This is a genomic window from Leifsonia sp. 21MFCrub1.1 (assembly GCF_900107895.1).
GTDB lineage: Bacteria > Actinomycetota > Actinomycetes > Actinomycetales > Microbacteriaceae > Leifsonia > Leifsonia soli.
Window position 1 is genome coordinate 3,653,897 of sequence record NZ_LT629867.1, and the last position, 21,877, is coordinate 3,675,773.

The following is a 21,877-nucleotide window of genomic DNA, read 5'->3' on the forward strand; positions in this document are numbered from 1 at the left end:
GTGGGCGCAGCGCTGGCGGCGGTGACGGACTTGGCGTCAGCGCTGGCGTCAGGGCTGGCGTCAGCGCTCCAGGTGACGCTCCGCCGGGCCGGTGTACTGCGACAGAGGCCGGATCAGCGAGTTGGCCGCGTACTGCTCGAACACGTGCGCGGTCCAGCCGGTGACCCGTGCCGCTGCGAACAGCGGGGTGAACGTCTCCGTGTCGAAACCCATCAGGTTGTAGGCAGGGCCGGACGGATAGTCGAGGTTCGGCTTGATGTTCTTGCGCTCGCCCATGGCGTTCTCGAGAGCGTCGTACAGGTCGAGGAGATCGCGGCGGTCGTAGTGGTCGGCGAGCACCACCAGGGATGCGTGCATGGTCGGCACCCGCGAGTCGCCGTTCTTGTACACGCGGTGACCGAAACCCATGATCTTGCGCTTCTCGGCGAGGGCCGCGTCCAGCCACTCCTCAGCACGATCGGCGGTCCGGATCTCCTCGAAGGCGTGCATGACGGCCTCGTTCGCCCCACCGTGCAGCGGGCCCTTCAACGCGCCGATGGCGCCGGTCACCGCCGAATAGACGTCCGACAGGGTCGACGCGATCACCCGCGCCGTGAACGTGGAGGCGTTGAACGAATGCTCCGCATACAGGACGAGGGAGACACGGAACGCGTCGACCACGACGTCGTCGGGAACCTCGCCGAACGTCATCCAGAGGAAGTTGCGCGAGTAGTCCAGGTCGTCGCGCGGCTCGACCGGGTCGAGTCCGCGACGGCGACGCTGGATGTGCGCCACGATCGCCGGCAGCTGCGCGAACAGGTAGAGGGCGCGGCCCTCGTTCAGCTCCGGGTCCAGGATGCTGTCGGGCTGCTGAAGCGTCGCGTCGAGGCCTCCGAGCTGACTCACCGCGGTACGGAGCGCGTCCATCGGGTGGGCGGACGCCGGGATGTCGTCGAGGGCGCGACGCGTGCGATCGTCCAGGCGACGCAGCGAACGCTCCAGGGACTCGAAGGCGACCAGCTGCTCCGGCGTGGGCAGTTCGCCGTGCCACAGCAGATAGGCCACCTCCTCGAAGGAGCAGTGCGCGGCGAGCTCCTGAACCGGGTAACCGCGGTACAGCAGAGAGTTCGTCTGCGGGTTCACCGAGGAGATGGTCGTCGTGTCCACCACGACGCCGGCGAGGCCCTTGTGGATCTCAGGGTCGGTCATATGAGCTCCTTCGCTGCTGACGGGATCGCCGCCGACGGACGGTTTCGAGAGAGGGCGCTACTTCCGCACGTCGAAGTTGTACACCGACGTGTCGAAGGCGTTGTAGCCCTCGTAGTCAATCAGGTCGTACAGGTCGGCGCGATGCTGCATGTCGTCCAGCATCGGCTTCAGCGTGCCCGAATCGACCAGCTGGTCGAGGCCGCGCTCGGCGGCGCCCATCGCCAGACGCAGGAGAGACACCGGCCAGATGACGATGTTCACCCCGACATCGCGCAACTGGTCGACGGTGAAGAGGTCGCTCTTCCCGAATTCGGTCATGTTCGCCAGCACCGGCACGTCCACGGCGGCCCGGATGGCCTCGAACTCGGAGAGGTCCGCCATCGCTTCCGGGAACAGCGCGTCGGCGCCCGCATCGACGAGCGCCTTCGCGCGGTCGATCGCGGCGGCGAGCCCCTCGACCGCGCGGATGTCCGTGCGGGCCATGATCAGGAGGTTGCCGTCGCGGCGAGCATCGACGGCGGCCCGGATGCGCTTGAGCGCCGTGTCCTCGTCCACCACCTGCTTGCCGTCGAGATGGCCGCACCGCTTGGGGTTGACCTGGTCCTCGATGTGCAGGCCGGCGACGCCGGCATCCTCCAGCGCCTGGACGGTACGGGCGACGTTCATCGGCTCGCCGAATCCCGTGTCGGCGTCGACCAGGGCCGGAAGGTCCGTCATCCGCGTGATCTGAGCGGATCGGGCGGCGACCTCCGTCTGCGTCGTCAGACCGATGTCCGGCAGCCCCAGATCCGCGGAGAGGACGGCCCCCGAGATGTAGACGCCCTCGAAGCCCTTGCGCTCGATCAGGCGGGCACTCAACGGATTGAATGCCCCCGGCATCCGGATCAGCTCACCCGACGCCAACCGGGCGCGGAAGGCGGCGCGCTTCTCATGCGCGGGGACGGACGAATACAGCATCTAGAAAAGTCCCTTCGGCGAGGGGGTCGCGGCCAGAAGTCCCGGCCGTGCGGTGATGGTCAGACCGCCCAGCTCGGAGGCGCTCAGTTCGGGCAGGCGGCCGGCGAGCGCGAGGAACCGCTCGATCTCGTCCTGCTCCAGCACATCGGCCGCCAGCATGCGGAACTTCGCGACATAGTCGGCTCGCACGAACGGCCGAGCGCCGAGCGGATGGGCGTCTGCGACCGCGATCTCGTCCTCGATGACGCGGCCGTCCGCCAGACGGATGACGACGCGGCCTCCGAAGGCCTTCTCCGCCGGGTCGGTCGAGTGATAGCGGCGGGTCCACTCTGCGTCCTCGGACGTCGTGACCTTCCCCCACAACTCGACGGTGTCCGGACGTGCGGCACGCGAAGGGAGGTAGGACTCCACGTGATGCCAGCCGCCGTCCTGCAGGGCCACCGTGAAGATGTACGGGATGCTGTGGTCGAGCGTCTCCCGCGAGGCCGTCGGATCGTACTTCTGTGGATCGTTCGCACCGGAGCCGATCACGTAATGCGTGTGATGCGACGTGTGGATGACGATGCTCTCCACCTGCGACGGATCAGCCGCCTCCGGGTGCTCGCGGTGCAGCTTCCTCGCGAGGTCGATCCACGCCTGGGCCTGATACTCCGCGGAGTGCTCCTTGGTGTACGAGTCGAGGATCGCCCGCTTCGGCTCCCCGGCCTCCGGCAGGGGGACGTCGTACGACGCGTCCGGGCCGTCGAGCAGCCAGGCGATCACCCCGTCCTCCCCCTCGTAGATCGGGGTGGGGCTGGTCTCACCGCGCAGTGCGCGGTCTATGGCCTCGACCGCCATCTTCCCGGCGAAGGCGGGCGCATGGGCCTTCCAGCTGGAGATCTCGCCCTTGCGGGACTGCCGGGTCGCGGTCGTGGTGTGAAGCGCCTGGCCGATCGCCTGATAGATGGTCTCGGGTGGAAGGTGCAGCAGAGTGCCGATGCCCGCCGCAGCGGACGGACCCAGGTGCGCGACGTGGTCGATCTTGTGCCGATGCAGGCTGATCGCTCGCGCCAGATCGATCTGGATCTCGTAGCCGGTCGCGATGCCGCGAACGAGGTCCCGCCCGGTCAGGCCGTAGGCGCGTCCCGCGTGCTGCGCGACCGCGATGATCGGGGGGATGTTGTCGCCCGGGTGGGAGTACTCCGCGGCCAGGAAGGTGTCGTGGAAGTCGAGCTCGCGCACTGCGACCCCGTTCGCCCAGGCGGCCCACTCCGGCGACACACGTACGGCCGGCTCCTCGCCGAACACCGTCGAGCCGTCCTGCGGGTGATCCACCGACTCGGTGAGCTCCTCCAGCTGCCGCGACGGGATCGGATGCGCGAGGGCCTGCGACCGGGCCGACACGACAGGTCGCCGGGTCAGGGAGGCTGCGGCGACGGCCGCGTTGTCGATCACCCGGTTGATCACCATCTCGGTGACCTCCGCGTCCACCTCCACCGGGTCGGCCGCGACCTCCGCGATCTTCCACGCGAGCTGGTCCTGACGGGCGAGGTTCTCCTCGCTGCTGTGCACACGAACGTTGTGGAGCTTCACGTAACGAACCTACCTCCCCTACGCTCGGCACATGGTCCCCGGCCCGTCACTGCTCGCGTTCGCCCTCGCGTCGATCGCGCTGATCGTGATCCCAGGACCGAGCGTGCTGTTCGTCATCGGGCGCTCCCTGGCCCTGGGGCGGCTCGGAGGTCTGCTCAGTGTCCTCGGGAACGCGCTCGGGATGCTCCCGCTGGTGATCGCGGTCGCCCTGGGGATCGGGGCGATCGTCGCGGAGTCGCTCGTCCTGTTCACGATCATCAAGTTCGCAGGCGCCGCCTACCTCGTCTACCTGGGCATCCAGGCGATCCGTCATCGACGGCACACCGCCGTCACGCACGAGGCGACCCCGCCGCGGCGATCCTGGGCGCGCATCCTCGGCGAAGGATTCGTCGTGGGGCTGACGAACCCGAAGTCGCTCGTCTTCTTCGTCGCGGTGCTGCCGCAGTTCGTCGACTACCGGGCGGGCGGGATCCCCCTGCAGATGTTCGAACTGGGCGTGGTCTTCCTCGTGCTGGCGCTGATGTTCGACAGCGTCTGGGCCCTCGCAGCCGGCACCGCTCGGCAGTGGTTCGGACGCTCGCCCAAACGGGTGGAGCGCCTCGGAGCGACCGGCGGTGTGCTCATGATCGGGCTCGGCGGCGTGCTCGCCTTCACCGGCGTCAAGCACTGACCGGGCGCGCCGACCGCGGGCTGGGCCTGCGGTCGACGCGGGCCTCCAGCGATCAGATGTCCCCCGCCGTGGCGATCGGCGCGATCATCGCCCGGGCGAGGGTGTGGAAGTGCGCGTTGAAGCCCAGGACGGCCGGCGTCGACTCGGGGTCGAGGTCGAGGCGCTCGACATCCAGTGCATGCACCACGATGTCGTAGCGGTGGGTTCCCGTTCCGGGCGGAGGTCCGGCGCCCGTGAAGCTCTTCGACCGCATCTCGTTGGAGAGCATGGAGGCGCCGGCTGGAAGGTTCGCGCCGCCCTCGGCGCCCGCACCGGCGGCCAGCTCGGTGACGGAGGCGGGGATGTTGTAGACGGCCCAGTGCCAGAACCCGGAGCCGGTGGGGGCGTCCGGGTCGTGGATGGTCACCGCGAAGCTCTTGGTCTCGGCGGGGAAGCCGCTCCACGAGAGCTGCGGCGACATGTCGTCGCCGCCACCGCCGGCGCCCCACTGGGCGCGGGACAGGGGACGCCCGTCCGCGACGTCGTCGCTCGAAACACGGAAGAGGGGTACAGCGCCGAAGCGCTCCAGGGGGTCGTTGGCCATACCGCCACGCTACGCCCGCGCTGCGGGTTCCGGTTCCACCGGGGAGGGATGCCTGCGGAAGCGGCGGGGCAGACCGGTCAGACCCCACAGCGTCACACGGAGCATGGCCTCCACCACGATCCCGCCGCCCATCTTCGAAGCGCCGCGTTCCCGCTCGACGAAGGTGATGGGCACCTCGACGATCCGGAGACCCACGTCGTGTGCCCGACGCGTCATGTCGATCTGGAAGCAGTAGCCCTGGCTCTCGGTGCGTTCGTAGTGCAGGCGCTCCAGCGCGTCCGCCGTGAATGCCCGGTAGCCGCCGGTGACATCCCGAACCGGCAGCCCGAGAGCCACGCGGGAATAGGCGCTGCCTCCGCGGGAGATCAGCCGGCGGCGGGCCGGCCAGTTCACCACTCCCCCGCCGTCGACCCAGCGCGAACCCAGGACGACGTCCGCTCCGGCCGGCGAATCGGGCGACCGGACCGCACCCAGCAGGCGCGGAAGCTGCTCTGGCTGGTGCGAGCCGTCCGCATCCATCTCGACGATGACGTCGTAGCCCGCGTCGAGCGCCCACTGCATCCCCGCGCGGTAGGCGGCCCCGAGGCCTTCCTTCCCCGTGCGATGCAGCACATGCACGTTGGCGTCCGTTGCGGCGAGCGCATCGGCCAGCTCACCCGTGCCATCCGGAGAGTTGTCGTCGACGACGAGCACGTCGGCGTCCGGAACGGACGCACGCACGCGTCCGACGATCGAGCCGACGTTCTCTCGTTCGTCATAGGTCGGGATGATGACCAGGGTTCGCAACAACCCGCCTTTCTGTCAGGGGCACGCTCCGGAGGGGCGTTCTCGACCCTGTCCTACCAGTCTGAACGGGAGGCGAACTAGACTGCGGGCGCTCACAGCCTTCACGATCCTACGATTCGGTCGGCCGCGGAACCACTCGCCTACGATGAGGCGGTGGCCGTCCCCAAGATTCTGCTGTTCTACGTCTTCGCGCCGCTGCCCGACCCGGAGGCGGTCCGGCTCTGGCAGCGGGAACTGTGCGAACGGCTGAGACTGCGGGGACGCATCCTGCTCTCGGCCCACGGCATCAACGGAACGCTCGGGGGCGAGCTCGATGCGCTGAAGCGCTACCTCCGCGTCACCAAGGAGTACGGGCCGTTCCGCGGCATCGAGGCCAAATGGAGCGAAGGTTCCGGCCTGAATGCGGACAATTCGAGCGTCGACTTCCCCCGGTTGTCGGTCAAGGTGCGGGACGAGATCGTGTCGTTCGGAGCTCCCGATGAGCTGCTGGTCGATGAGAACGGGGTGCAAGGCGGCGGCGAGCGCCTCTCCCCCGACCAGCTGCACACGCTCGCCCAGGAACGCGACGACCTCGTCTTCTTCGACGGGCGGAACCGCTTCGAGGCCGGGATAGGGCGCTTCAAGGACGCCGTCGTGCCCGATGTCGCGAACACCCGCGAGTTCGTCACCGCGCTCGACAGCGGCGCGTACGACCACCTCAAGGACAAGCCCGTCGTCACGTACTGCACCGGAGGCATCCGCTGCGAGGTGCTGTCGTCGCTGATGCGCTCCCGCGGCTTCCAGGAGGTCTATCAGCTCGACGGGGGGATCGCGCGATACGGCGAGACGTACGGCGACGACGGCCTCTGGGAGGGCGCCCTCTACGTCTTCGACGGACGGGGCTCCCTCACCTTCAGCGACCACGCCGCCGTCCTCGGCCGCTGCGTCACCTGCGGCGCGTCGACCAGCCGGATGCGCAACTGCTCCGACCCGGCCTGCCGGGAGCAGCTCGTGGTGTGCGACGACTGCGGAACCGCGACCTGCGAGGCCCACGCCGCCTGATCCCGAGAGCGAAACCGTCCACATCGCCGAGGGCGAACACGTTCTCCACCGACTCGCGGGAAACCTTGGCGGCCTCTTCGTGTTGCCGCCATCATGAACAGCATGGATCCGGTCTCCACCATCGTCTGGATCGTGTCGTTCGTCGTCGTCACGGTCACGGTCACCGGCCTGTCCCGCAGGGTCGGCTGGTCGGCCCCCGTCGTGCTCGTCTTCGTCGGGGCCGCCGCGTCCTTCGTGCCGGGCGTGCCGGAGGTGGCGCTGGAACCCGAGGTCGTCCTGTTCGGCCTCCTGCCTCCCCTGCTCTTCGCGGCCGCCATCCAGACCTCGATCGTGGATGTCCGGGCCAGGCGAGACGGCATCCTGCTGCTCTCCGTCGGTCTGGTGGCGTTCACGGTCGTCGTGGTGGGGTTCGCGACCTACCTGGTGGTCCCGGCGATCACCCTCGCGGCGGCGTTCGCCTTCGGGGCGGTGGTCGCCCCGACGGACACGGTGGCCGTGCAGGCGGTCGCCGGGCGGGTGAAGCTGCCGAGACGACTCGTGACCGTGCTGGAGGGCGAGAGCCTGCTCAACGACGCGACAGCCCTGGTCGCGCTGAACGCCAGCATCGCGGCCATCGTCAGCGTGGTGAACCCGGTGTCGGTCGGCGTCGACTTCGTCCTCGCCGTGGTGGTCGGCATCGGCGTTGGACTCCTCGTCGGGCTCGTCCTCGCCACGATCCGCAAGCAGCTGCGGTCGCCTGTCCTCGACACCTCGCTCGCACTCGTCACGCCCTACCTCGCGTTCATCCCGTCGCAGTTGCTCCACGGTTCCGGGGTGCTCGCCGTGGTCGTCGCCGGGTTGTACCTCGGCTATCGCTCGCCGACCATCCAGACGGCCGAGGCCCGGATCGCGGAGACGATCAACTGGCGGACCGTGAGCTTCCTGCTCGAGAACGCCGTCTTCCTCTTCATCGGGCTCGAGCTGCGGTCCATCCTGACGGCCGCGTTCACCTCGGGCATCACGATCCCTCAGACGATCGTCATCAGCATCGTCGTCCTGCTGGCGATCTTCCTCGCCCGCTTCCTGTGGATGATCGGCACCACCACGCTCTACCGGTACGGTCCGCAGCGGTTGAGGGAGCGCGGCTGGTCGTGGCCGACGGGCATCGCCGTCTCGTTCGCGGGCATCCGCGGCGTCGTGACGCTCGCGGCGGTGTTCCTGCTCCCCGAGGACACCCCGCACCGTGAGTTCCTGCAGTTCCTCGCCTTCGTCGTCGTGGTCGGGACGCTGCTCGAGGGGCTCGCGCTGCCCTGGATCATCCGCCGGCTGAAGCTGCCGCCTCCCGACTTCGCGCAAGAGGCCAGCGAGATGCAGCGGCTGCTCGCCGAGGCCCAGTCCGCCGGGCTGGAGCACCTGGAGTCGCAGGTGACCGGCGATGAGGACGATCGGGTCATCGAGCGACTGCGGATCAATGCACTGTTCCTGTCCGACGCCCTCGAGAACCCGTCACCGGACGATCGCGCCGACCTGCCGCTCGAATATCGGCGGCTGCGTCGCACGATGATCACCGCGGAGCGCCAGGCCGTGCTCGAGGCGCGGGCCGAAGGGCGCTACCAGGAACCCGCGGTGCGGTCGGTGCTCGCGTTCCTGGATGCAGAGGAGTCTGCACTCAAGGCGGGCGGGGCCGACGGGAAGAAGCCGCTCATGTGAGGGTCGGCGAGTCCGCCGGCGCCGAATCCACCGGCGGCGGGCCGGCGGCCGTCACGGGCGCAGCGGCAGGGCGGCCGCGACCGCGACCGCGGCGAGCGTCGCGACCGTCGCCGCGCGGGCGACGTGCCCACAGTCGCGAGCGCTTCGACGACAGTGCAAGGACCACCAGGATGTCGAAGGCCAACCCGAGCAGATTGTTGCGCAACGAGATCTGCGGGCCGCCGTTGAAGTAGTCGATCGCCGAGACCACGATGATCAGCGAGCTGTACGACATCGCGGTGATCCGCGCCCAGTTGCTGCCGAAGAACACCAGCAGGGCGAGCACGAAGTACAGCACCAGACCGGCCCCGAAGACCCCCATCGCGATGCCGAGCACCAGGCTGACCGCGCTCCGCTCGCTCGCCGTCACCACCTCGCCGCCGAGCTCCGACATGACGAAACGATCCCAGCCGAGCAGATTGAGCACGATGTAGCCGACACCGGCCACCACCCGCAGCGCCATCAGCAGCGCACCGAGCGCCGTCGGAACCGGGCGGCGCTCCGCGAGGGCCGCGCGACGGGCGGCAGCGTCGGCCGCGACCATCGCTGCCCGTTCGTCCACCGCGACCTGGCGGAGGTCCACGATCGGGAGATCGCCGTCCGTCTCGATCGTGTCGCCACCGCCGTTCCGCGCGTGGTAGCCGGTCGAGAAGTCGCGGATCACCGACACCTCGACGCCGACATCCGCACCCAGCAGCGTCGAGACGATGTGATCGCGCTCGATGTCGGTGTTCGCGTCGATCTTGTGGGTGATCTGCAGCGTGAACAGGGAGAAGCCGACCGACCGGTCGAACGTCCCGGCGGCCAGCCAGTCCACCCCGTGCCCGCCCGGGAGCAGCCAGCCCTCTGGACACCGCCAGAACCGCACGTGATGCCGTTTCGCCGGGTTGCCCTTCACCTCCTGCTGGTACGCGACATCCTGCTGATGCCCGAACAGGAACAGCGGGCTCACCGGCGCCTCGTCATAGCTGCGGCGCAGCAGCGTCGACGTGATGATCCGCCGGCTGGAGCGGAAGGTGACGTCATCCGCGCGCGTCCAGCCGGCCTCCCGCATGGCGTCGTCGAGCTGCGCCTCCGAGCCGAGCAGCGCGAGGTTGATCGGGTCGCCGAGCAGCCCGTCACTCGTGCGCGCCCGGCCGATGAAGTAGTCCGGCACGTAGATCTCGGTCAGGATGCGATGCAGCCGCGGCAGGACCAGGTAGGCGAGCACCAGCCAGAACACCACGAAGAACAGGACCAGGAACCAGCCCCACTCGAAGCTGTCCGTGAGAAGCAGGATGGCCAGCCAGACCGCGGCGACACCGCCGAAGACGAAGAACGCGTAGTCGATGACCGAGCTCACCGAGACGCGCCGACCGAGTGCCGAACGGCTCTTCGGCACCTCCATCGGTTCCCCCGTGCGGGCCATGCGGCCATCCTAGAGCGACGAACGTCCGCGCCGTAGGGTGTGTCCATGACGAACATCCAGGCGCGTGGCGCCGAACTCCGCAGACTCCACGACGCCCCGGAACTGCTCCAGGTCGTCAACGTCTGGGACGCGATCAGCGCACGCGTGATCGCTGAGCTGCCCGACACCCGCGCCCTCGCGACGGCCAGCCACTCCATCGCGGCGACGCTCGGCTACGAGGACGGCGAGAACATCCCGCTCGACCTCATGCTCGACATGATCGGGCGCATCGTCGCGACCACCGACCTCCCCGTCAGCGCAGACCTCGAGAGCGGATACGGTGACGCGGGCGAGACCATCCGGCGCGCGATCGGCGTGGGAGCCGTCGGCGCCAACCTCGAAGACCGGCTCCGCCCCTTCGATGAGGCCGTCGCCGCCGTGCGGGCCGCGATCCAGGCGGCGGAGGCAGAAGGCGTGCCGTTCGCCCTGAACGCCCGTACCGATGTGTTCCTCCGCGGCACCTTCCCGACCGACCACGAGAAGGTCGAGGAGGCGATCCGCCGCGGCCGCGCCTTCCTCGACGAGGGGGCCACCTGTGTCTTCGTCCCCGGCAAGCTGGACGAGCGGACGGTCGAGCAGCTCGTCGGCGGCCTCGGCGAGCGCAGGTTGAGCGTCATCGCCGTCCCCGGATCGGTCCCGCCGAAGCGGCTGGAGGAACTGGGGGTCGCGCGGGTCTCGTACGGGCCGTGGACGCAGCGGGTCGCCCTCACCGCCCTCAAGAACACGGCGCTCGAGCTCTACGCGGGCGGGGCGCTCCCGATCGGCACGGAGCAGCTCAACTGAGCCTCACCCGGGCCGTCTCGACCCTCCGGCGTAGGGTGAGGCCATGAGCGATTTCCGGGCGATCGTGATCGAGCAGCAGGTCGACGGCGGACGGATCACCGCCCACACCGCGGAGATCCGGCGGGTCACCGACGACTTCCTGATGCCCGGCGATGTGACGATCGACGTCGAGTTCTCCGACCTCAACTACAAGGACGGGCTGGCCGTCGGCGGGCGTCCCGGCGTCGCCCGCACCTCGCCGCTGATCCCCGGGATCGACGTGGTCGGAACGGTCGAGCGCTCGGACGACCCGCGCTGGCGACCGGGCGACCGCGTGACTCTCAACGGCGCGGGCCTGGGCGAGAACCACCACGGCGGACTGGCGGAGAAGGCGCGCGTGAGCGGCGACGCGCTCGTCCGCATCCCCGACTCGATCACGTCGGAGCAGGCCGCCGCCATCGGAACGGCGGGCTTCACCGCGATGCTGGCCGTGCTCGCGCTCGAACGGAACGGCGTCGACCCGCGCGAGGTCGCCGAGCGCGGCGACAGCGTCCTCGTCACCGGTGCGGCGGGAGGCGTCGGCTCCGTCGCCGTCGCCCTGCTGGCGAAACTGGGTTACCCGGTCACAGCATCCACGGGCCGGGTGGAGGAGGCGGGCGACTACCTAACCGACCTCGGCGCCACCGCCATCATCGACCGGTCGGAGCTCGACGCCCCGGGCCGGCCGCTGCAGTCGCAGCGGTGGGCCGGCGCGGTCGACTCCGTCGGCAGTCAGACGCTGGCGACCGTGCTCGCGCAGACCCGCTACGGCGGGACGGTCGCCGCCTGCGGCTTGGCGCAGGGCCCGGACCTTCCGACGACGGTGCTCCCCTTCATCCTGCGCGCGGTCTCCCTGGTCGGCATCAACTCGGTGGATGCGCCGCTCGCCCTGCGCGAGACCGCCTGGCGCCGGCTCGCCACCGACCTCGATGAGGAGGCGCTCGCCGCGATGACCCGATTCGTCTCACTGGCCGAGGCCATCCCGGCGGCGGAGGACATCCTCGCCGGGCGACTGCGCGGCCGGACGGTGGTCGACGTCCGCGCCTGACCGCGCCGTACGTTCGTTTCCGCGAGACGCCAGGCCGGCGGACGCTCCGCCCGGGCGAACGCTGGGCCCGGCACACGCTCGGCCCAGCACACGCTCGGCCCAGCACACGCTCGGCCCGGCGAACCCTCCGCCTCGCAGAACGCTCGATATGCTGGCGCCATGATCGTCGTCGCCACCGTCGTGGTCACCCTCGCCGCCGCCCTCCACATCGCGATCTTCTTCATGGAGAGCGTCGCCTGGACCCGTCCGACGGTCTGGCGCCGGTTCGGCGTCGTCAGCCAGGAGGCGGCCGACACGGTGCGGCCGATGGCCTATAACCAGGGGTTCTACAACCTCTTCCTCGCGATCGGCGCGGTCGTCGGCCTCGTCCTCTACGGGGTCGGCCAGCACGCGGCCGGTCTCGCGCTCATCATCTTCACGACCGCGTGCATGGTCGCGGCGGCCATCGTGCTGGTCACGACGGGGCGCGGGTACCTCCGCCCCGCGCTCATCCAGGGGTCGCTCCCGTTGATCGGGCTGGCCCTGCTGCTGATCGGGCTCGCGACCGGCCAGAGCTGAGTCTCAGCGGAGTTCCGGAGACACCGACTCCGGCCGCAGCCCGCGGCCGATCAGCCGGGAGCTCACCACCTGCACGGCCGGCGTCGCCACGGCGAGCGCCGCCCGCAGCGGTGCGGGCATCGGCTCCGGCAGCAGCCGGACGCCCTCCGGCCGCGAGATGGTGCGATGAGCCGCCAGCTGGATGCGCTGCATGGCCGCGACCGCGGGCATCCGCCGCCGTTGGATGCCGTCGAGCAGCCGCAGGTCGACCTCGGCGTCCGACCCCGCCGCCGGCCCGAGTTCGCGCAGCGTCGCCGTCAGGGCGTTCGCGGTCGCGACCGCGTCCTGCACCGCATAGTTGACGCCGACGCCGAAGGCCGGGGACATCGCGTGGGCCGCATCCCCGATCGCGAGGTAGCCGTGCCGGTACCAGCGCGGCAAGCGGTCGATCTGCACGCTGAGCAGCTTGACCTGGTCCCAGTCCGTGACGGTCTCGAGCGCGGCGCGCAGGTGCGGCGCCGCGTCGATCACGGCCCGGCGGAAGGCGCCGAGGCCGCCCGCGTGCAGCTCTGTGTAGCCGCCTTTGGGGATGATCAGCCCCGCCTGAACGTAGTCGTGGCGCTCGATCGTGACGACCATCCCGCCTCCGCCCACGTACGCGAGCGTGTGCGCGGGAAGGTCGTCCGGCTTCGGGATGCGGAACCACAGCACATCGATCGGCACCCCGAACCGGCGGGGCCGGAGCCCCGCCTGGGACCGCAGCCCGGAGGCGCGGCCGTCCGCCGAGACGGTCAGCCGGGCGCGGATCTCGAGGTCGCCGTCCGGGCCGTGCGCCAGGACGCCCCGCACCGCATCCCCCTCCGAGAGCAGCTCCGCCGCCTCGGTCTGCATCAGCAAGCGGAAGTTCGGGTGACGCCGGGCGTCCTCCGCGAGGAAGTTCAGGAAGTCCCACTGCGGCGCGAGCACGAGGAAGTCGTCCGGCGGCGCGAGCCGGCCGAAGTCGATGGGGTGCAGGCGGTTGCCGTTCACCACCACGTCCAGCGCCCCGACGCTGGTGTGCGGGAGTCCGAGGAACCGCTCGCGCAGCCCCAGCTCGCCGAGCACGCCGATGGTCGACGGGTGGATGGTGTCCCCGCGGAAGTCGCGGAAGAAGTCGGCGTGCTTCTCGAGCACGACCACATCGACGCCGTTGCGCGCCAGGATCAGGCCGAGCATCATCCCGGCCGGGCCGCCCCCGACGATGACGCACGTCGTCTGCAACGTCTCCATGGTGGGCAGCGTATCCTCCCGGCATGGCGATCATCGGGAGCATCCTCATCGCCGCGGCGGCGCTCGTGCACCTCGGGTTCTTCGCGGTGCAGAGCGTGCTCTGGTCAGGACCGGGCGTGTGGAGCAGGTTCGGCATCGGCTCCCAGCACGACGCCGACGTGGTGCGGCCCGTCGCGTACAGCCAGGGCTTCTACAACCTCTTCCTCGCGGGCGGGTCGCTGGTGGGGCTCGTCCTCTACTGGACGACGCTCCGCGATGTGGGGTTCGGCCTCATCTTCTTCTGCGGCGTCTGCATGGTGTTGGCGTCGCTGGTTCTGCTGACGATCGCCCGGCGGTTCTGGCTCCTGGCGCTGGTCGAGGGCGGGATCCCGGCGATCGGCCTGATCCTGTTCGTCGTCGCCGAGAACAGCTGACCGTCAGTCGATGATGCCGTCGGCGGCCAGTTCGCTGCCGTCGACGCGGAGGGCCTCCACCAGGCGGGCGGCATGCGGCGTCGACACGATGACGCGGGAGTACTCCTCCCCGTCGAGATCGATCACCACCGCTGCGCGCTGCTTGCCCTTGATGAGCAGGAAGTCCTTGCCGCCGTGGAACTTCCACGTTCCGATCGACAGCGTCAGCGGGACGGCGGCCCCGGGCGCGCGGATGCCGCGGATCCAGATCCACGGGTCCTCGGTGATGGCGACCGAGCGGATGCTGTCCCGCGGCACCACCAGATCCTCGCGCTTCATGGCCAGCACCTTCTCGGCCCGCGTGAGGTGGATCTCCAAGCGGTCGGGGTGAACGTGCAGATCGGCCATAGCTCTATCCTGCCAAGCCGGGCGGTCCGGATGGTCATAGGAATCTCACAAACGCATTACTTTCACTTGTGATCGGCCGCCGTGCCCGGCCATGTATCCTTCTCGTCGTGGCAACGCAGCGACGAACTCCGGGTTCGCAGACTTCACTTCGTGAAGCCAACCGAGCCCGCATCGTCGATGCCATCAAGAAGCACGGCGGCCTCACGCAGGTCGAGCTCGCCGGCGCGACCGGGCTCTCTCCCGCGACCGTCTCGAACATCGTCAAGGAGCTCTCGACCTCCGGCGTCCTGCACACGACGCAGAGCATCCGCTCCGGCCGGCGCGCCCAGCACGTCACCCTGGCGCACGCCCTCGGACTGGTCGTCGGCGTGCACTTCTCGACCAGGCACCTGCGCGTCGCCCTGGCGGATGTCGCCCACACGGTCGTCGCCGAGAACCACATGCCGCTCGCCCGGGACCACCGGGCCGACAACGAGCTCGACAAGGTCTCGCTGCTCCTGAACGACATGCTCGAGTCGGTGGATGCGTCCCGCGACGACCTGCTCGCCGTCGGCATCGCCGTCCCCGCCCCGATCGACCGCGCCAGCGGGACGATCGCGCGCAGCGGCATCATGCGCGGGTGGGACGGCGTGGTGATCGCCGAATCGATGGAGCGGCGGATCAAGCGCCCGGTCTTCGTCGACAACGCCGCCAACCTCGCGGCGCTCGGCGAGTCGCGCTTCGGCGCCGGCCGCGGCAAGCGCAACACCATCACCATCGACGTCGGCGACGGGATCGGCGCGGGCCTTCTGCTCAACGGCCAGCTGTTCCGCGGCAACCACGGGGTCGCCGGCGAGTTCGGCCACACCACGATCCGGGAGAACGGACCGCTCTGCCGCTGCGGGAACCGGGGATGCCTGGAGGCGCTCGCGGGCGGCCCCGCCATCCTCGACGAGCTGCGCGACCACCTCGGCAGCCTCAAGCTCGGCGACGTCGTCCTGCAGGCGATGGCCGGGGATGCGCGCTGCATCCGCGCCATCGGCGACGCCGGACGCCACATCGGCGTCGCGACCGCGAACCTGTGCAATCTGATCGACCCGGAGCGGGTGATCGTCGGCGGCGAACTGTCGCGCGCGGGCGAGCTGCTGCTCGGCCCGCTGCGGCACGCGGTCGAGCGCTCGATCATCGTCAACCCCGACCTCATGCCGGACATCGTCCAGGCCCAGCTCGGGGTGCGCGCCGCGGCGCTCGGCGCGGTCGCCTACGCCGTCGACTGCGTCTCCCTCTCACCGGACGGCGTCTCGTACTGATCCTCCCGGCGGAGTGTCCCCCGAAGACGGTCCGAACCGTTATCGAAACCATTGTCTTCAACTCTTGACGCCAAACCCCCCGGCTGGCACACTCAACCCAGCCGCCAACGAAGGCGGTGCCGAATCGGAGGTTTTTCAATGAAGATCGCCACCAAGAGAGCGGTCATCGCGTCGGCCGCGATCCTGCTCACAGCCGTCACTCTCACAGCCTGTTCGAACGGATCCGGAAACGGCTCCGGCGGAGGAAGCACCGGCGACGCCGCCAACGCCCAGATCGGTCTGCTCCTGCCTGACTCGGTCACCGCCCGCTACGAGGCGGCGGACAAGCCCTTCTTCGAGGCGAAGGTCAAGGAGCTCTGCTCCGGCTGCAAGGTCCTCTACGCGAACGCCGACGGCGACGCCAGCAAGCAGCAGCAGCAGGCGGAGTCGATGCTCACCCAGGGCGTCAAGGTGCTCGTCCTCGACCCGTTCGACGGCGAGGCCGCCGCATCCATCGTGGGTGAGGCCAAGGCCAAGAACGTTCCGGTCATCTCCTACGACCGCTTGATCAACAGCCCGGACAGCAACTACTACATCTCGTTCGACAACGAGAAGGTCGGCCAGTTGCAGGGCCAGGCGCTCGTCGACAAGCTGAAGAAGGACGGCGTGCCCTCGGGCGCCGGCATCCTGATGGTCAACGGATCCCCGACCGACAACAACGCGACCCTCTTCAAGAAGGGCGCGCACAGCGTCATCGACTCCAGCGGCTACAAGGTGCTCGCCGAGTACGACACACCAGGATGGGACCCCGCCAAGGCCCAGGACTGGGTGTCCGGCCAGGTCTCGCAGTTCAAGGACCAGATCAAGGGCGTCTACGCGGCGAACGACGGCACCGGCGGCGGCGCCATCGCGGCCATGAAGGCGGCCAACCTGAGCCCGCTCCCGCCCGTCACGGGTCAGGATGCTGAGCTCGCCGGCATCCAGCGCATCCTCGCCGGCGACCAGTACATGACCGTGTACAAGGCGCTCAAGCCGGAGGCCGAGAAGGCGGCGGAGCTCGCCGTCGACCTGACCAAGGGCAACAAGCCGAAGGGTGACACCACCGTCGACACTGCCGGCGGCGCCGCGATCCAGTCCTTCCTGCTGACCCCGGTGTCGGTGACGACGGACAACATCGAGAGCACGGTGGTCAAGGACGAGTTCTACGGCTCCGACTCGGCTGCCAAGATCTGCACCGCCGACTACAAGGCCGACTGCGAGAAGTACGGCATCAAGTAACCGATCGACGGATGCCCGGCCCGGACAGCGCCTCCCGCCTTCACAGCGGGGGGCGCCCCGGGCCGGGTTCCGCTCTACCCTGAGAACAGGAAGCATGCTGCGCACAGCTCGAAGGAGAACGCCGTGACCATGGAATCCGCGATCGTGGACGAGGAGCGGTCCTCACGCCGCCCCGTCCTCTCCCTGCGGGGGGTCTCGAAAGGGTTCGGCGCCGTCCAAGCGCTCACCGACATCCACCTCGACGTCTACCCGGGAGAGGTCGTCGCCCTGGTCGGCGACAACGGCGCCGGCAAGTCGACGCTCGTCAAGATCCTCGCGGGCGTCCACCCGCAGGATGCGGGGACGATCGAGTTCGACGGCCAGGAGGTGAGCATCCCATCGCCCGCCGCCTCCCGTCAGCTCGGCATCGCCACCGTCTTCCAGGACCTCGCCCTGTGCGACAACCTCGACGTCGTGTCCAACCTGTTCCTCGGCCGCGAGATCAGCAAGGGAACGCTCGACGAGGAGGAGATGGAGAAGCGGTCGTGGAGTCTGCTCCGGCAGCTGTCGGCGCGCATCCCCTCGGTCCGCATCGCCGTCGCGTCGCTGTCCGGCGGCCAGCGGCAGACCGTCGCGATCGCCCGGTCGCTCATCGGCGACCCGCGCGTCGTCATCCTCGACGAGCCGACCGCCGCCCTCGGCGTCGCACAGACCGCCGAGGTGCTCAACCTCATCGAGCGGCTCCGTGAGCGCGGACTCGGCGTCATCCTGATCAGCCACAACATGGCCGACGTCCAGGCCGTCGCCGACCGCGTCGCCGTGCTGCGGCTCGGCCGCAACAACGGCGACTTCCGCGTGCCGGAGGTCAGCTACGAGGACATCATCTCCGCCATCACCGGCGCGACCGACAACGTCGTGGTGCGTCGCGCCGAACGGCTCATGGAGGCCGAAGAATCCATCGAACGGAGCCCGGAAGCATGACCAAGGCACCAGAGACGCCTGCCGAACTGGCGGCGGACCTCCAGGACGAGCGGATCATCCGCGACGAAGGGCTCGGCGGCGCCGTCCGCGCCTTCGGGCGCCGGGTGCGCGGCGGCGACCTCGGATCGCTGCCGGTCGTCATCGGACTCGTCGTGATCTGGGTCGTGTTCCAGATCCTCAACCCCAACTTCCTCAGCGCGAACAACCTGGTCAACCTGACCCTGCAGTGCGCCGCGATCGGAACGATCTCGATCGGCATCGTGCTGGTGCTGCTGCTCGGCCAGATCGACCTGTCGGTCGGGTCGGTGAGCGGTGTGGCGGCGGCCATCCTCGGCGTCGGCTTCACGCAGCTGCACTGGCCGCTCTGGCTCACGGTGATCGTCGCCATCCTCGCCGGTTCGGCGATCGGTCTGCTCTACGGCTTCCTGTTCACCCGGTTCGGCGTGCCGAGCTTCGTGATCACGCTGGCCGGTCTGCTCGGATTCCTCGGCCTCCAGCTGTGGATCCTCGGCGCGAACAGCTCGATCAACATCCCCTACGACTCGTGGATCGTGAAGTTCGCGCAGCAGTGGTTCCTGCCGCCGTGGGCGGCCTACGCTCTGGCGGTCATCGCGGCGGGCGGGATGTTCTTCTCCGACTTCCGGCGCAACGTGCGACGCAGGAACGCGGGGCTCTCCGAGGGGTCGATGGCGGTCGTCGCCATCAAGGCCGCTCTGCTGCTCGTCGGACTCTGCATCAGCGTCTGGTACCTCTCCACCGACCGCGGCACGGGCGCCATGTTCCTGTTCTTCGTGGTGCTCGTCATCGTGATGAACTTCTTCCTCACCCGCACCCGGTGGGGACGCTCGGTCTTCGCCGTCGGCGGATCGGTGGAGGCGGCGCGTCGAGCCGGTATCCGGGTGAACCGCGTGTTCATCAGCGTGTTCATCCTCTGCTCGACGTTCGCGGCGGTCGGCGGCCTGCTCGCGGCCGCCCGCCTCGCGTCGGTGGGTGCGGGCTCCGGCGGAACCGATACCAACCTGAACGCCATCGCGGCGGCGGTCATCGGCGGAACGAGCCTGTTCGGCGGGCGCGGCTCCGCGTGGTCGGCGCTGCTCGGCATCCTGGTCATCCAGTCGATCTCGAACGGCCTGACGCTCCTCAACCTGGACTCGTCGTACCGCTTCATGATCACGGGCGCCGTCCTGCTGCTCGCGGTGATCATCGACTCGCTGTCGCGGCGCTCGAGGGCGTCGCACGGCCAAGCCTAGGGACTCCGGTCCCGTCCTCCGGGCGGGCGTGGGAGAGTGGTGGGATGACCCGGACCACCACCTTCCGCGCCCGCCTTCTCCGTTCGGGCGCGGAGCCGCAGACGGTGACCATCCGCTCATCGTCGGACGCACCGCCGCGCACGCTCCGCCGTGCCGCCGGCGGCGGTGGAACGCTCAACTTCGACGTCTACGCCCTGCTGGATGCGGACGGCTGGCCCGCGACAGCCACGTACACCTACGTCGAGTCCCTCTCGCGCGAACCCGCCGCTCCCGACGCCTGACGGACATCGAGTCGTGACTCGTTGCCGGAATCCAGGGCGAGTTGCGACATGATGTCGCAACTCGGCGGAGGGGGCGGGGGACGGGGAACGGGGACGGGGTCAGGTGGCGGGGGTGGCGGCGGCCGCGGCTCGGGCGGCCGCGGGGAGGGCGTTCAGGATGCGGTCGACGGCCGCGTCGTCGTGCGCGGCCGTGACGAACCACGCCTCGAACACGCTCGGCGGCAGCGAGACGCCCTGGTCGAGCATCGCGTGGAAGAAGGCGCGGTAGCGGTACGCCTCCTGCGCCTGCACCTCGGCATAGGTGCGCGGCGCCCGCTCGAAATCGCCGAAGACGACGCTGAACAGGTTGCCCGCGTGCTGCACCCGATGGGCGACCCCGGCGGCCGAGAGCGCCTCGGACACCGCCGACGACACCGTGCCGGCGACCGCGTCGAGGCGGTCGTACACGGCCTCGCCGGCGTTCGCCAGCGTGGCCAGCCCGGCGGCGACCGCGACCGGGTTCCCGGAGAGCGTCCCCGCCTGGTACACGGGACCGGCCGGTGCGAGGAAGTCCATGAGCTCCGCGCGTCCGCCGAGAGCGGCCAGCGGCATCCCGCCGCCGATGACCTTGCCGAAGGTGACCAGGTCGGGCGTGTAGCCGCGGTCGAGCCCCCAGAAGCCGGCCTCGCTGACGCGGAAGCCGGTGAGCACCTCGTCGAGGATGAGCAGCGCGCCGAACTCGTGGGCGAGGTCGGTCAGCGCGGCGTTGAAGCCCTCGTCCGGCGGGACGACGCCCATGTTGGCGGCGGCGGCCTCCGTGATGACCGCGGCGATGTCGGGGCCCTGCGCCTCGAACACCGCGCGCACCGCATCCAGGTCGTTGTACGGGAGCACGATCGTCTGCGCCGCCGTCGCCTCGGTGACCCCGGCCGAGCCGGGAAGAGCGAGCGTGGCGAGACCGGAGCCCGCCTCGGCGAGCAGGCTGTCCGAGTGCCCGTGATAGTGCCCGGCGAACTTGATCAGCAGCGGCCGGCCCGTGAACCCGCGGGCGAGCCGGATGGCGCTCATCGTCGCCTCGGTGCCCGTGGACACCAGGCGCAGCTTCTCGACGAACGGGACGCGGCCGATCACGGCCTCCGCCAGCTCGGTCTCCGCGGGTGTGGATGCTCCGAAGGACAGGCCGCGCGCGGCCGCGCGCTGCACCGCATCCACGATGGCGGGATGCGCGTGGCCGAGGATCGCCGGACCCCACGACGCGACCAGGTCGACGTACTCGCGGCCGTCCGCATCGGTCACATACGGACCGGACGCCGACACCAGGAACCGCGGGGTGCCTCCGACCGAGCGGAAGGCGCGCACCGGCGAGTTGACCCCGCCCGGGATGACCCGCTGTGCCCGCTCGAACTGCTGCTCATTCACGTCGTTCATCGCAGCCACCCGGCCACCTCCGTCGCCCAGTAGGTCATGATCGCGTCGGCGCCGGCGCGGCGTGCGCCGATCAGCGTCTCCTCGATGATCCGGTCGCGGTCGATCCAGCCGTTGGCCGCCGCGGCCTCCACCATCGCGTACTCCCCCGACACCTGGTACGCCCAGACGGGGACATCGCTGATCGCGGCGACATCGCTGAGCACGTCGAGGTAGCTGAGCGCGGGCTTCACCATGAGGATGTCCGCGCCCTCCTCCAGGTCGAGCCGCGCTTCGCGCAGGCCCTCGCGGCGGTTCGCCGGGTCCTGCTGGTACGCACGGCGGTCGCCGGAGAGCTGCGAGTCGACGGCCTCGCGGAACGGCCCGTAGAAGCCGGACGCGTACTTCGCCGCGTAGGCGAGGATGACGACATCCGTGTGCCCGGACGCGTCGAGCGCGTCGCGCACCGCGGCGACCTGGCCGTCCATCATGCCGCTGAGGCCTAGCAGCTGGGAGCCGGCCTCGGCCTGGGCGACGGCCATGTCGCGGTAGCGGATCAGGGTGGCGTCGTTGTCGACGTGACCGTGCGCATCCAGGACGCCGCAGTGCCCGTGATCGGTGAACTCGTCGAGGCAGAGGTCGGTCTGGACCACGAGGGCGTCGCCCACCTCGGCGGCGAGCACCCGGGTGGCGACGTTGAGGATGCCGTCCGGGTCGGTCGCTCCGGACCCGACGGCGTCGCGCGTCTCGGGAACGCCGAAGAGCATCAGCCCGCCGACGCCGGCCTCGGCGGCTTCGGCGGCCACGCGCTTCAGGGAGTCGAGGCTGTGCTGCGAGACCCCGGGCATCGAGGCGATCGGAACGGGTTCTGTGGCGCCCTCGCGCACGAAGAGCGGGAGGATCAGCTCGGCGGGGTGGAGGCGGGTCTCGGCTGTCAGCCGGCGCATCGCCTGCGACTGCCGCAGCCGTCGGGGGCGGATGACGGGATGCAGTTCACTCACTCACACGAGCCTACGCCCGCCGGACTGAG

Annotated in this window: 22 protein-coding genes; 12 read left to right on the plus strand and 10 right to left on the minus strand. The window is 69.8% G+C overall.

Going from position 1 to position 21,877, the window contains the following annotated elements; genetic code table 11:
• Positions 1-60: 60 nt before the first annotated feature.
• From BLW09_RS17250 to BLW09_RS17260, 3 genes are read right to left on the minus strand one after another with little or no spacing between them, the layout of a single operon-like run.
• Entirely contained in the window at positions 61-1,188 is a 1,128-nt protein-coding gene (locus BLW09_RS17250) for a bifunctional 2-methylcitrate synthase/citrate synthase (protein ID WP_089915624.1), read from the minus strand.
• Between the two features lie 57 nt (positions 1,189-1,245).
• The gene (gene prpB, locus BLW09_RS17255; protein WP_089915627.1) at positions 1,246-2,145 is read right to left on the minus strand and encodes a methylisocitrate lyase; all 900 of its coding nucleotides are present in this window, start codon (positions 2,143-2,145) and stop codon (positions 1,246-1,248) included.
• Complete coding sequence (locus tag BLW09_RS17260; protein ID WP_089915630.1) at positions 2,146-3,717, minus strand: MmgE/PrpD family protein; 1,572 nt, start codon at positions 3,715-3,717, stop codon at positions 2,146-2,148. It lies immediately after the preceding gene.
• Between the two features lie 31 nt (positions 3,718-3,748).
• On the opposite strand from BLW09_RS17260, the gene BLW09_RS17265 reads away from it, so the two are divergent.
• A complete protein-coding gene (locus tag BLW09_RS17265) occupies positions 3,749-4,387 on the plus strand; it encodes a LysE family translocator (RefSeq protein WP_089915633.1) in 639 nt (212 codons plus the stop codon).
• 52 nt (positions 4,388-4,439) lie between these two features.
• Here BLW09_RS17265 and BLW09_RS17270 read toward each other — a convergent pair whose 3' ends face one another.
• Together BLW09_RS17270 and BLW09_RS17275 are read right to left on the minus strand one after the other, a co-directional pair.
• Positions 4,440-4,970, minus strand: coding sequence for a YbhB/YbcL family Raf kinase inhibitor-like protein (locus tag BLW09_RS17270; protein ID WP_089915636.1), 531 nt, complete (start codon positions 4,968-4,970; stop codon positions 4,440-4,442).
• Between the two features lie 9 nt (positions 4,971-4,979).
• Entirely contained in the window at positions 4,980-5,756 is a 777-nt protein-coding gene (locus BLW09_RS17275; RefSeq protein WP_197682034.1) for a polyprenol monophosphomannose synthase, read from the minus strand.
• 153 nt (positions 5,757-5,909) lie between these two features.
• Here BLW09_RS17275 and trhO point away from each other — a divergent pair, with 153 nt between their 5' ends.
• Complete coding sequence (gene trhO / locus BLW09_RS17280) at positions 5,910-6,797, plus strand: oxygen-dependent tRNA uridine(34) hydroxylase TrhO (RefSeq protein ID WP_089915641.1); 888 nt, start codon at positions 5,910-5,912, stop codon at positions 6,795-6,797.
• Between the two features lie 102 nt (positions 6,798-6,899).
• Positions 6,900-8,486 (plus strand): Na+/H+ antiporter, encoded by a 1,587-nt coding sequence (locus BLW09_RS17285; protein WP_231946933.1) that lies wholly within the window; start codon positions 6,900-6,902, stop codon positions 8,484-8,486.
• Here the strand turns inward: BLW09_RS17285 and BLW09_RS17290 are convergent.
• Positions 8,479-9,933, minus strand: coding sequence for an LssY C-terminal domain-containing protein (locus BLW09_RS17290; protein ID WP_089915648.1), 1,455 nt, complete (start codon positions 9,931-9,933; stop codon positions 8,479-8,481). The two genes, BLW09_RS17285 and BLW09_RS17290, sit on opposite strands and share 8 nt — an antisense overlap.
• A gap of 45 nt (positions 9,934-9,978) precedes the next feature.
• Between BLW09_RS17290 and BLW09_RS17295 the strand changes: the two genes are divergently transcribed.
• From BLW09_RS17295 to BLW09_RS17305, 3 genes are all read left to right on the plus strand, one after another.
• On the plus strand, positions 9,979-10,755 hold the full coding sequence (locus tag BLW09_RS17295) for an isocitrate lyase/PEP mutase family protein (protein ID WP_089915651.1): 777 nt from the start codon (positions 9,979-9,981) through the stop codon (positions 10,753-10,755).
• Between the two features lie 43 nt (positions 10,756-10,798).
• A complete protein-coding gene (locus BLW09_RS17300) occupies positions 10,799-11,821 on the plus strand; it encodes an MDR family oxidoreductase (protein WP_089915655.1) in 1,023 nt (340 codons plus the stop codon).
• Positions 11,822-11,980: 159 nt separating this feature from the next.
• On the plus strand, positions 11,981-12,379 hold the full coding sequence (locus BLW09_RS17305; RefSeq protein ID WP_089915658.1) for a DUF1304 domain-containing protein: 399 nt from the start codon (positions 11,981-11,983) through the stop codon (positions 12,377-12,379).
• A 3-nt stretch (positions 12,380-12,382) separates the two neighbouring features.
• Here BLW09_RS17305 and BLW09_RS17310 read toward each other — a convergent pair whose 3' ends face one another.
• The gene (locus BLW09_RS17310) at positions 12,383-13,627 is read right to left on the minus strand and encodes an FAD-dependent oxidoreductase (protein WP_089915661.1); all 1,245 of its coding nucleotides are present in this window, start codon (positions 13,625-13,627) and stop codon (positions 12,383-12,385) included.
• Between the two features lie 23 nt (positions 13,628-13,650).
• Here BLW09_RS17310 and BLW09_RS17315 point away from each other — a divergent pair, with 23 nt between their 5' ends.
• Positions 13,651-14,040, plus strand: a complete 390-nt coding sequence (locus tag BLW09_RS17315; RefSeq protein ID WP_089915664.1) for a DUF1304 domain-containing protein — start codon at positions 13,651-13,653, stop codon at positions 14,038-14,040.
• Between the two features lie 3 nt (positions 14,041-14,043).
• Here BLW09_RS17315 and BLW09_RS17320 read toward each other — a convergent pair whose 3' ends face one another.
• The gene (locus BLW09_RS17320) at positions 14,044-14,427 is read right to left on the minus strand and encodes a hypothetical protein (protein ID WP_089915667.1); all 384 of its coding nucleotides are present in this window, start codon (positions 14,425-14,427) and stop codon (positions 14,044-14,046) included.
• Between the two features lie 107 nt (positions 14,428-14,534).
• Here BLW09_RS17320 and BLW09_RS17325 point away from each other — a divergent pair, with 107 nt between their 5' ends.
• From BLW09_RS17325 to BLW09_RS17345, 5 genes are all read left to right on the plus strand, one after another.
• On the plus strand, positions 14,535-15,716 hold the full coding sequence (locus BLW09_RS17325; RefSeq protein ID WP_089915670.1) for an ROK family transcriptional regulator: 1,182 nt from the start codon (positions 14,535-14,537) through the stop codon (positions 15,714-15,716).
• A 138-nt stretch (positions 15,717-15,854) separates the two neighbouring features.
• Positions 15,855-16,973 (plus strand): ABC transporter substrate-binding protein, encoded by a 1,119-nt coding sequence (locus BLW09_RS17330; protein WP_089915673.1) that lies wholly within the window; start codon positions 15,855-15,857, stop codon positions 16,971-16,973.
• Between the two features lie 129 nt (positions 16,974-17,102).
• Positions 17,103-17,933, plus strand: a complete 831-nt coding sequence (locus BLW09_RS17335) for an ATP-binding cassette domain-containing protein (protein ID WP_089917068.1) — start codon at positions 17,103-17,105, stop codon at positions 17,931-17,933.
• The gene (locus BLW09_RS17340) at positions 17,930-19,183 is read left to right on the plus strand and encodes a sugar ABC transporter permease (protein ID WP_089915676.1); all 1,254 of its coding nucleotides are present in this window, start codon (positions 17,930-17,932) and stop codon (positions 19,181-19,183) included. The genes BLW09_RS17335 and BLW09_RS17340 overlap by 4 nt, the downstream gene beginning before the upstream one ends.
• 44 nt (positions 19,184-19,227) lie before the next feature.
• Positions 19,228-19,464 (plus strand): hypothetical protein, encoded by a 237-nt coding sequence (locus BLW09_RS17345; RefSeq protein ID WP_089915679.1) that lies wholly within the window; start codon positions 19,228-19,230, stop codon positions 19,462-19,464.
• Positions 19,465-19,563: 99 nt separating this feature from the next.
• Here the strand turns inward: BLW09_RS17345 and hemL are convergent, their stop codons facing one another.
• A complete protein-coding gene (hemL, locus tag BLW09_RS17350; RefSeq protein ID WP_089917071.1) occupies positions 19,564-20,871 on the minus strand; it encodes a glutamate-1-semialdehyde 2,1-aminomutase in 1,308 nt (435 codons plus the stop codon).
• Entirely contained in the window at positions 20,868-21,794 is a 927-nt protein-coding gene (hemB, locus tag BLW09_RS17355) for a porphobilinogen synthase (protein ID WP_231947190.1), read from the minus strand. The genes hemL and hemB overlap by 4 nt, the downstream gene beginning before the upstream one ends.
• Between the last annotated feature and the right edge of the window lie 83 nt (positions 21,795-21,877).